The sequence below is a fragment of the Synechococcus sp. CS-1332 genome, assembly GCF_025127995.1.
GTDB lineage: Bacteria > Cyanobacteriota > Cyanobacteriia > PCC-6307 > Cyanobiaceae > Cyanobium.
On record NZ_JAHLYP010000052.1, the window covers coordinates 149,423 to 159,646 of the forward strand.

Sequence of the window (10,224 nt, forward strand, 5' to 3'; positions counted from 1 at the left end):
GCAGGCGGGGAATCAGGGCAGGGCGGGCAGGCGGGGGCAGGCCTCCACCAGGGTGCGGGTGATGGGCGCCTGGGGATGGGCCAGCAGCTCGGCACCGGCGCCCTCTTCCACGACGCGGCCGCCGTCGAGAACGAGCACCCGATGGCAGAAACCGCCGGCCACCGAGAGGTCGTGGGTGATGAACAGCAGGCCGAGGCCGAGCTGGTTCTGCAGCTGCCGCAGCAGGGCCAGCACCTCGGCCTGCACCTCGGCGTCCAGCATGCTGACGCTCTCGTCGCAGAGCAGCACCTGGGGCTTGAGGATCAGGGCGCGGGCAATCGCCACCCGCTGCTGCTGACCGCCCGAGAGCTGGCGGGGCAGCCGGTTTTCGAAGGACTCGGGTGGATCCAGCCCCACCAGGGCCAGCTGCTCCCGGGCGCGACGGCGGGCCTCCGGGCGGCTGGCCAGCCCATGGATCATCAGGGGATCGGCCACCGCTTCCCCCACCGTCATCTGGGGATTGAGGCAGGCCAGGGGGTCCTGGAAGACCATCTGCAGACGTCGCCGGGCCCGCCGCAGGGAGCGGCCCCGCAGCTGGCGCAGGTCGACGCCCTGGAGCCGCACCGCCCCGCCCCGCACCGGCGCCAGCCCCATCAGGGCGCGGCAGAGACTGCTCTTGCCGCAGCCCGAAGCCCCCACCAGGCCGATGGTCTCGCCCTCGTGCAGCGTCAGGCTGATCCCGTCGACCGCCTTGATCCAGCGCGGTTGCCAGGGCAGGGAGGGCAGGGGATGCCAGCTGCGCAGTTCCTCCACCTCCAGCAGCACCGGCGTGGCGGCGGGGGCCTCGCTGTGGCCACCCTCCCGCAGCCGGGCAGCCCCCACCAGCCGTTGGGCCAGCGGGGAGGCTGGTGCCGTGAGCAGCTGGCGGCTGGGGGCCTCCTCCACCAGACGCCCCTGGTCGAGCACGGCGATGCGGTCGCACCAGCGGCCGGCCATGGCCAGGTCGTGGCTGATCAGCAGCAGGGCGCTGCCGGTTTCGGTGCAGAGATCGCTGAGCTGGGCCATCACCTGCCCGGCCACGGCCACATCCAGGCTGGTGGTGGGTTCATCGGCGATCACCAGGGGCGGCTGCAGGGCCAGGGCCAGGGCGATGGCCAGGCGCTGACGCATGCCACCGCTGAATTCGTGGGGAAAGCTCCCATAGCGCTCTGGGTCGATGCCCACCCGGGCCAGCAGCTCGTGGGCCCGCTGGCGGCCCCCACCACGGTGGGCGGCCAGGGTGTCACGCAGGTGCTCGCCGATGGTGAGCAAAGGATTGAGCCGGGTCATCGGGTCCTGGAACACCAGCCCCACCGCCTCGCCCCGCAGCCGGCGCAGGGCGGCGCGCCTGAGCTGGCGGGGGTCCTGGCCGGTCAGCAGCAACTCCCCTTCGCAGACGCTGCCTGGGGGCAGCAACTGCAGCACGGCGCGGGCCACGGTGCTCTTGCCGCAGCCCGAGGGGCCCACCAGGGCCAGGCGCTCGCCAGCCGACAGCGTCAGGTCGAGACCATCGAGGGTGGGCCGCTCGCTCCCGGGATAGCGCACCTGCAGAGCGCCGATCCTCAGCACCGGCGCCGGGGGGATGGACGGGGCTCTGGGGGCCATGGATGGGGCCGGCGGAGCCCATTCTGGATGGTCGAATGCGCAAATCCCCTGGTTCGTGACGATTGCCCCATACCATGGGGGGACCCTGAAGGGTGTGATGCTGAGGGTGGCGCCCGATCCAGGTTCCCCTCCGGTGGCTTACGCCTCGGTCCCAGCTTCTGATGGGCATGAGGTGCTGGAGGCCGCGGCACCAGCAAGTCCTGAGCGCAGCTACGGCGTTCCGCTGCCGGCTTGGCTGCGTCAGAGCCTTGAGCAGCTGCAGCCTCCAGGCGTGGAGTCAGGCACCGTCGATCCTGAGGCTCTGGTGGCCACGGCCTTCGACTTCGCCTACCAGCTCCACGACGGCCAGTTCCGGGCCAGCGGCGAGCCTTACATCGTCCATCCGATCGCCGTCGCCGGCCTGCTGCGCGACATCGGCGCCAGTGCGGCGGTGATCGCCGCCGGCTTCCTCCACGACGTGGTGGAGGACACCCAGGTCACCCCTGAGGAGATTGAAGCCCGTTTCGGCGAGGAGGTGCGCGCCCTGGTGGAGGGGGTCACGAAGCTGGGCGGCATCCATTTCACCAACCGCACCGAAGCCCAGGCGGAGAACCTGCGGCGCATGTTCCTGGCCATGGCCAGCGACATCCGGGTGGTGCTGGTCAAGCTGGCCGACCGCCTGCACAACATGCGCACCCTCGGGGCCCTCAAGCCCGAGAAGCAGCAGCGCATTGCCCGGGAAACCCGCGACATCTACGCCCCCCTGGCCAACCGGCTGGGCATCGGCCGCTTCAAGTGGGAACTGGAGGATCTGGCCTTCAAGGTGCTGGAGCCCGAGTCCTATCGGGATGTGCAGCAGCAGGTCGCCACCAAGCGCAGCGAACGGGAGGAGCGCCTGGGCGCCACGGTGCAGCTGCTGCGCGATCGCCTGGCCGCGGCGGGCCTGCAGGCCTGCGAGGTGAGTGGCCGGCCCAAGCACCTCTATGGCATCTGGAGCAAGATGCAGCGCCAGCAGAAGGCGTTCCACGAGATCTACGACGTGGCGGCGCTGCGGATCCTCTGCCCGAGCGTGGAGAGCTGCTACCGGGCCCTGGCGGTGGTGCACGACATCTTCCGGCCGATCCCCGGCCGCTTCAAGGACTACATCGGCCTTCCCAAGCCCAACGGCTACCAGTCGCTGCACACCGCCGTGATCGGTCGCCACCGGCCGATCGAGGTGCAGATCCGCACCACCGACATGCACCAGGTGGCGGAGTACGGCATCGCCGCCCACTGGAAGTACAAGGAGGGGGGCTCACCGGCGGCGGGGGACACCGAGCGCTTCAACTGGCTGCGGCAGCTGGTCGACTGGCAGAAGGACGACGGCGGCGAGGACAGCAGCGACTTTCTGGCCTCGATCAAGGAGGACCTCTTCGACGAGGAGGTGTTCGTGTTCACCCCCAAGGGGGATGTGGTGGGGCTGCGCAAGGGTTCCACCGCCGTCGACTTCGCCTTCCGCATCCACTCGGAGGTGGGCAACCACTGCCAGGGCGTGCGCATCAACGACCGCCTCTGTCCCCTGGCCACGCCATTGCAAAACGGCGACTTCGTGCAGGTGATCACGGCGAAGAACGCCCACCCGAGCCTCGACTGGCTCAATTTCGTGGCCACCCCCACGGCCCGCAACCGCATCCGGGGTTGGTACAAGCGCAGCCACCGCGATGACAACATCCAGCGGGGCACCGAGATGCTCGAGCGGGAACTGGGGCGCGACGGCTTCGATGCCCTGCTGAACGGGGAGGCGATCGCCCGGGTGGCGAAGCGTTGCAACCTGGTGGGTACCGAGGATCTGCTGGCCGCCCTGGGCTTCGGGGGGGTCACCTTGCAGCAGGTACTGAATCGCCTGCGGGAGGAGGTGCGCCTGAGCACCGCCGCCGCCACTCCCGCGCCCACGAATGAAGAGGTGGCGGCCGGGGTGGCGGCGGCCCAGCCACGCCACGCCCCCCATGGGCACCCTTCGAACAGTCCGATCCTGGGGTTGGAGGGACTGGAGTATCGGCTGGGCGGCTGCTGCAGCCCCCTGCCTGGCGAGGGGATCGTGGGCACCGTGGCCCTGGGCAACCACGGCATCACCATCCACCGCCAGGACTGCGCCAACGTGCCCCAGGTGCCAGTGGAGCGGCGGCTGCCGGTGCGCTGGAACCCGCTCGGGGAGGCGCAGCAGCGGCGCTACCCGGTGCGGCTGCGGATCGAGGTGCTCGATCGGGTGGGTGTGCTGAAGGACATCCTGATGCGCCTCTCCGACCACCGCATCAACGTCAGCGATGCCCGGGTGCGCACCAGTGCCGGCAAGCCGGCCCGCATCGATCTGCGTGTCGAGCTGCTCAGTGCGGCCCAGTTGCGCATCACCATGGACCAGATCCGCTCGATGGCCGACGTGCTCGACCTCTGCCGCACCGGCATCGGCTGAGCCATCAAGCGACGTGTGACCCAGGATGCGGGTGGTCGGCGGTTGGTCGGCGTGCGGAGCAGGGACCGAAGCTCAGGGCAGCTGCCTGACATGGGGTATCAGAAAGCCCATGAAGTCCGCTTTCCCCAGAGGCACTCCCAGCATCCGCAGAATGGAATAGGTGGTTGTGATGTGGAAGTAGAAGTTGGGGATCCAGAAGTCGCTGACGAACAGCCGTGCCGATGTTTCGGTGTAAAGCCCAGGGCCAAGCGTTGTGTGTTTGACCTCGTCCAGCCTGGCATCGTCGCCATCGATGGTCTGCAGCAGAGCCTGGGTGGACGCGATGTGGGGGCGAGCCAGGCTGATGGTTGAAACGGCTGGATCCAGGTTGTCGGTGGTTTGGCCGGCGCACCATTGGGCAAATCCCCTGGGTTGGTTGCAGGCAAAGGCGATCTGGGTGCCGAGCGGGAGCATGTCAGGGGCCAGTCTTGCCTGAAGCGAGGCGTCGATGTCTGGAAGATGCGCCTCGGCTTTGGCCAGAATCGAGCCAAGCGATTCGAGGCGTGTGGAGAAGATGCGCTGAATCTCGCTGATCTCGGCGTTCCCCATGGCCCCCCCAGCGATCTTGATGCTGTCTAACAGTTCCCGCGAGCAGAGGGAACGCAAGCCTGCTCTGCACTCACTTCATGATCAGCACGTCCACCCCTGGCGTGCGACTGCGAACCATCACACCCACGTCATAATCGCTGCGGTGGAACTGAAGACTGATCTCCTCGTCCCCCAGCCTCAGCCCGTTGACGTCCAGGAGGTTGAGACCCCGCGGCAGGCAGGGGTTGTGCAGGCGCACCTCCACCCGGCTGCTGCCGTGCTCCCGCTCGATCGACATGCCGGTGACCGCCTCCAGCAGGCCGAACACGCTGCCGCTGGCCCAGGCCTGGGGGCTGCAGGCCACCGGGTAGAAGGTGGGGCCCTCCTCCTCCCGGCGCGGGAAGCCACAGAACAGTTCCGGCAACTGGAACATCGGCACCGCACTGGCGGTCTCGAACAGGCCGGTGAGGATCTGAAGGGCCTCAGAGCGATGGCCATAGCGGGCCAGCCCCATGCCGATCAGGGCGTTGTCATGGGGCCAGACGGAGCCGTTGTGGTAGCTCATCGGGTTGTAGCGGCTCTCCCGCTCATCCAGGGTGCGAACGCCCCAGCCGTTGAAGCTGGTGGGGGCCAGCAGCTGTCGAGCCACCGCCGCCGCCGCCTGTGGGGTGGCGATGCCGGTCAGGAGGCAGTGACCGGCGTTCGATGTCCGCACCTTGCAGGGCTGGCCTTCGCCATCAAGGGCCAGGGCATAGGAATCGATCGAGGCTGTCCAGAACGCCTGGTGGAAACGCTGGCGCAAGGCGGCGGCTTCCTCCAACAGGATTTCCGCTTCAGCGTCCCGCTCCAGACGGCGCAGAATTCCGGCAAGCGAACGGCGGGCACCGTAGGCGTAGGCCTGCACCTCGCAGAGGGCGATCGAGCCCTCGGCCAATCGGCCATCGGCGTGGTGGATGGAATCGTCGGAATCCTTCCAGCCCTGGTTGCGCAGGCCGTTCTCCGCCTCCCGCAGGTAGCGAAGGAAGCCATCGAAGCTGCTGGCTTCGGCTCTGTGGATCCAACCCATGGCCGCCAGAAGCTCAGGCAGCAGGCTGGCGATGAAGTCCTGATCATCACTGCGGCAGAGATAATCGCCTGCCAACATCAGAAACAGGGGCGTGGAGTCGACGGCGCCGTAGTACCTCGAGAACGGCACTTCCCCGAGTGCCGCCATCTCTCCGAGCCGTGATTCGTGCAGGATCTTGCCCGGCTCCTCATCGTGGGCGGGATCATGGCCAACCGCTTGACGGTTGGCCAGGTAACCCAGCACACCCCGCGCCAGCCGTGGTTCCACCATCAGCATCTGGCGCGCCGTGATCAGGCCATCACGGCCGAAGGGACAGCTGAACCAAGGCACCCCAGCGTAAGGGTAGAGACCATGCTCCACTTGGCTGGCCAGCAGGTGCACGTCAGAGAAGGAGCGCATCAGCCAGCTGTTGAAGGCCGGGTTGTCGCTGACCACCGAAGCGGCGTGGCGCCGAGCATCCCGGAAGCGCTGGATCGTGGCGGCCATGGCGGCGTTGAAGTGATCCTCCGCGCCCAGCGGCCTGGAAAGGGGGTGGAAATCCAGCACCAGGAAGAGCCGCCGGGTCTGCCTGGGCTCCAGGCTCATCTGCAGGCTGATGTGCCCCTCTCCCACGTCCTGCACCGGTTCGCTCAGGCGCAGCACCGTCACCCGATCCTCCCCATCCAGGCCCCTGTAGACCAGCTCCAGGGTGTCGCCCACGCCGCGACGGACGGTGCGGCCGCGCTCCGATCTGGCATAGCCCCTCACCTCGAAGATGTCGCGGAAGTCCGCATCCAGGCGGAGGGTGAGCGGCATCTGGACCGACTGGTCCGCATAACTGGTGAAGCAGAACTGCTGCAGGCAGGCGGTGGCGGTCAGGACCGTGGTGCGCTCCAGGTGGATCGTCATCGTTGCGGAGCCACCGGCACCGTCATTGTTGTTGCTGAGATGGCTCACGAGCACGCCTACCGCCCCACGCTCGGTGGCGCTCAGCACCATGGGCGGTCGCTCCCACAGCAGCAGCTGCAGCCGGCTGACGTGGCGCGTGCCGCGATGGAAGATGCCGACATCGTGCTGGACGTCCGGGCAGATCTCGCCTCGGGAATCCAGGATCGCGAAGGTTTCTTCGTTTTTGAGGACGAAGGGATGCAGGTGATCAGGCATGCACCGGATTGCGGTGAGCGCGGCTCTGGCAGCGATGGGCCTGGATCTGGTGCCGGTAAAGGTGTTCGTAGTCCTCGGCCTGGCGGCTGACCGAGAAACTCACCTCGAAGTGGCTGCGGACCCGCGAGCGATCCACCTGCTCGAGCTGGCCGACCGCGGCGATGGCCTCCTCGAGCGACGCCACCAGGAAGCCATTGACCCCGTGGCGGATGACTTCCGGGGTCGAGCCGTTGCGCCAGGCGATCACCGGTGTGCCGCAGGCGTTGGCCTCGATCATGACCAGACCGAAGGGTTCGGGCCAGTCGATCGGAAACAGCAGGGCGAGCGCATGGCCCAGCAGATCCTGCTTGCCGGCGTCATCCACTTCACCGATGAACTCCACCAGTGGGTTGTCCCGTAACAGCGGCTCAATATGGTCGTGGTAATAGGGAGTATCCACCGGATCGATCTTGGCGGCCACCTTCAACGGCAGGCCCACGGCCGTGGCGATCGCGATGGCGCGATCCAGGCGCTTTTCCGGTGAGATGCGGCCAATGAAGGCCAGATAGGGCCTGGGTGTCGCCTGATAGCGATAGAGATCGTTGGGCAGCCCGTGGTAAACATTCCCCAGCCAGTTGGCACTGGGCACCGGCTCGCGCTGGGTTTCGGAGATCGAGACCAGGGGTACCTGATGGAAGTGGGCATAGAGCATCTTCTGCTCGGGTGCGTGAAGTGGGCCGTGCAAGGTGCTCAAGTGGGGCACACTCAGCAGGCGCGACAACGGAAAATGGAAGTGACCGTTGTGGAAGTGAAGGATGTCAAAGTTGTCAATCTGTTCGATGACACGGTCGAGTTGGATCACGTTGTGCACCGTGGCGTCAGCCACCTGACCGCTCAGGCGCAGGGCTTGTGGGACGCATGGGCAGAGCTGGGCATTGGTCAGGGAATCACCGCTGGCAAACAGGACCACCTCATGGCCGCGTCGCACCAATTCTTCGGTGAGATAGTGAACAACCCTTTCCGTACCTCCATATCCGACAGGCGGAACCCTCTCATGGAGTGTAGAAATCTGCGCGATTCTCATCCCTTCACCTTCACACTTCAGGTCTTCTACTCCCTTCAACCCTATGCAGAAAACCTTGGATGGAAGCCATCACAGCAGATCTGCTGCAAGCAGACAGGGCGCCGTGAGCTGTGCCGGTAAGGCGTGATTGGACACCAGCCAGGCCGTAGGCATCGCCCCTGTGCAAGCTTCTGCAGGCCCGCACGAGGGAGCCATGGCTTGTTCACGCCAATCATGCCGAGCGCCGGGTTGGCAACGTCAGGTTCTCTGACAAGCATCTGGACGTCTGGTCGCTGGCGAGGCGCAGGCTGAACGGTTAGGTGTCTGATAGGGGGTGCGACTCAGCGAATCTGAGCGTCAGTGGCTACTCCCGGGCATTCTCTCGATGAAATGGTAGGGAGCCAGCGGAAAGAACGCTCTCAGCCCTGGCCGAATGACTTGGAAGCGTGCTGATCAGCGACTTCCCAGGGTTCACCAAACGTTCTTGGGCAACATTGGAGTTGGACTTTGCCGTCGGCTCGTATCCCGTTGGCGGCCGACCATCAAAACTCACCAGATCATCCAGTGGCATGGCAAGCCTGACGTCCTGGCGACCTGCTTGTGTGCCAAGGGCTCAGTACGGAAGGACGTCTCGGATCGCCACCGCCTCAGGTGTCATGCAAAGACATCCCGCATGGGTCCAGCTAAGTCTTTCAGCATGGCTCCGCTTTCGCTTGAGTAGGAAGAGACGTGCACGACGGCCAATGTTGCAGGCTCAAGCGCATCAAATGTGGCCAGCAAGGATTCCGTCTGGCGGGTGTATGACACATAGAAGGCTAAGGGACCTTGCTGTATTTGTGCATTCCCGCCATCGCCGGCCCGATCAGATCCTCGGATGTCATAGGAACAGCATCTCCGAAATGATCAAAGAGATCGGAGCAGAATAATCTCTATTGAGTTTCCTCAAAGATCAAGCCTGCATCCCAGCCATGGGGCAGGTGGGGCGAGGCAAGAAAGCGAAAACGGCACTGTCCTGTCGTCAGGACTTGATCAGGTTGCGTTCCTCTTGCAGGCCTGATGGAGTCGTCTTCGACGCTGACGACTCTCCCGACAAATGTGCAGCCTGGCTCGGCTCCAGGCGACGTGTCGCAGTTCAGTTGGATCCATCAACGTCGCCACAGCCTCCCGCAGGATGGGAAACATCCCCTTCAGGCCTGCGTGAAAATACAATGGTTGCTGATCGCGCACCAGAAAGCGGTTGAATGGCCTATCAAGCTCTGGCATATGAATGGACAGGCGAAATAGGTCTGGAGCGATCTCGGTGATAGTGACCATGGCTGATGGAAGGGATTGCTCAGTCTTGACGTTAACCTCGTAGCGCAAGTTGGGTCCAGATGCCACCAAGAAGATCTACGGCGCCAAAGGGAATCAACATGGGGCTTGCGAGGCCAAGAGCGCTGAACGCCACAAACCCAACCAGGACGAAACCTCGGGTGTAAACAGAGGCTTGAAAGAAGGCTCTCGACTCGCATTTTGCAGCGTAAAGATAATAAACTCCAATGTTAAGGACAAGAATGCCGACGACACGAATCCACACCTCATGGGTCGCGGGCATCAAAAACGTCGTCAGCAGTAAGTTCGGGACGACGATCAATGTGATTCCAAGGGCCAGCACGTAGCAGCCAAAGGCCTTGACAGTGAATGCTGAATTGGAAATTTTGGTCAGCTTTGAGCTTGATTGTCGTTTCATCGTGACGCTATCGATTGCCCGCCGGTGATCACACAGGGGCTTCCCGTGTCCGCCCGTCCTGCGGCTGCTGGTCGGCTGTCCCGGGGCCTATGGCCGCTTCTTCGCCGCCCTCGGCGAGCGCGTTCAGGTCGGTGCGGGTCCGCCGACGGTTGAGACGGCCCGTGTCAGTGGCTACAGCCCACCAGGGCGGCGTCTTCTACAACACGTCGAAGCTCAGGCTTTTCTCCATCGCAGCGATGCCATGACCTCCGAACAGGCTGCCCAGCTCATCGACAACACGCTCGATCTGGTGCATCAGCGCCTGCTGGATCTGGAGTCGCAATCGCTGGATCACGAGCACAAGGCCCTGGCGGCGGAATTCCGCGAATGGCGCCAGCCCGCCGGGGGCCACATCGACCTGATGGTGTTTCCGGGGCTGGCCGAATCCTGAGGGAGTTCCCCTGTCTCAGGAGGCCCGCTGCCGGCGTTGCAGCCACCGCAGGCAAAGGAGGCCACTGAGGGGAGCCAGCACAACGCCCACCACGGCCGAACCGAGCAGCAGCCGGGAGGTGAAATCCCAGCCGAGCTGGCGCAGGGTCTCGTGATGCAGGAGCGGACCGCCGGGCCAGCCCTTGCCGGGTCCCAGC

6 protein-coding genes and 1 pseudogene are annotated in these 10,224 nt (G+C 65.2%); 2 read left to right on the forward strand and 5 right to left on the reverse strand.

Translation table 11 applies throughout. The features are described from left to right. Window positions 1-12 precede the first annotated feature (12 nt). Entirely contained in the window at window positions 13-1,623 is a 1,611-nt protein-coding gene (locus tag KQ305_RS14020; RefSeq protein WP_259726013.1) for an ABC transporter ATP-binding protein, read from the reverse strand. 97 nt (window positions 1,624-1,720) lie between these two features. Here KQ305_RS14020 and KQ305_RS14025 point away from each other — a divergent pair, with 97 nt between their 5' ends. Continuing rightward, window positions 1,721-4,051, forward strand: coding sequence for a bifunctional (p)ppGpp synthetase/guanosine-3',5'-bis(diphosphate) 3'-pyrophosphohydrolase (locus KQ305_RS14025; protein WP_259726025.1), 2,331 nt, complete (start codon window positions 1,721-1,723; stop codon window positions 4,049-4,051). Window positions 4,052-4,123: 72 nt separating this feature from the next. On the opposite strand, the gene KQ305_RS14030 is transcribed toward KQ305_RS14025, so the two are convergent. The 3 genes from KQ305_RS14030 to KQ305_RS14040 form a co-directional block, all read right to left on the reverse strand. Then, window positions 4,124-4,639, reverse strand: coding sequence for a DUF1993 domain-containing protein (locus KQ305_RS14030; protein WP_259726014.1), 516 nt, complete (start codon window positions 4,637-4,639; stop codon window positions 4,124-4,126). A 70-nt stretch (window positions 4,640-4,709) separates the two neighbouring features. After that, entirely contained in the window at window positions 4,710-6,827 is a 2,118-nt protein-coding gene (locus tag KQ305_RS14035) for a glycogen debranching N-terminal domain-containing protein (RefSeq protein ID WP_259726015.1), read from the reverse strand. Next, entirely contained in the window at window positions 6,820-7,890 is a 1,071-nt protein-coding gene (locus tag KQ305_RS14040; RefSeq protein ID WP_259726016.1) for a glycosyltransferase family 4 protein, read from the reverse strand. The genes KQ305_RS14035 and KQ305_RS14040 overlap by 8 nt, the downstream gene beginning before the upstream one ends. A 1,949-nt stretch (window positions 7,891-9,839) precedes the next feature. On the opposite strand from KQ305_RS14040, the gene KQ305_RS14045 reads away from it, so the two are divergent. Continuing rightward, the gene (locus KQ305_RS14045; RefSeq protein WP_216902222.1) at window positions 9,840-10,028 is read left to right on the forward strand and encodes a hypothetical protein; all 189 of its coding nucleotides are present in this window, start codon (window positions 9,840-9,842) and stop codon (window positions 10,026-10,028) included. 15 nt (window positions 10,029-10,043) lie between these two features. Here the strand turns inward: KQ305_RS14045 and KQ305_RS14050 are convergent. After that, a pseudogene (locus KQ305_RS14050) lies at window positions 10,044-10,224 on the reverse strand (DUF2062 domain-containing protein); the annotation flags it as partial.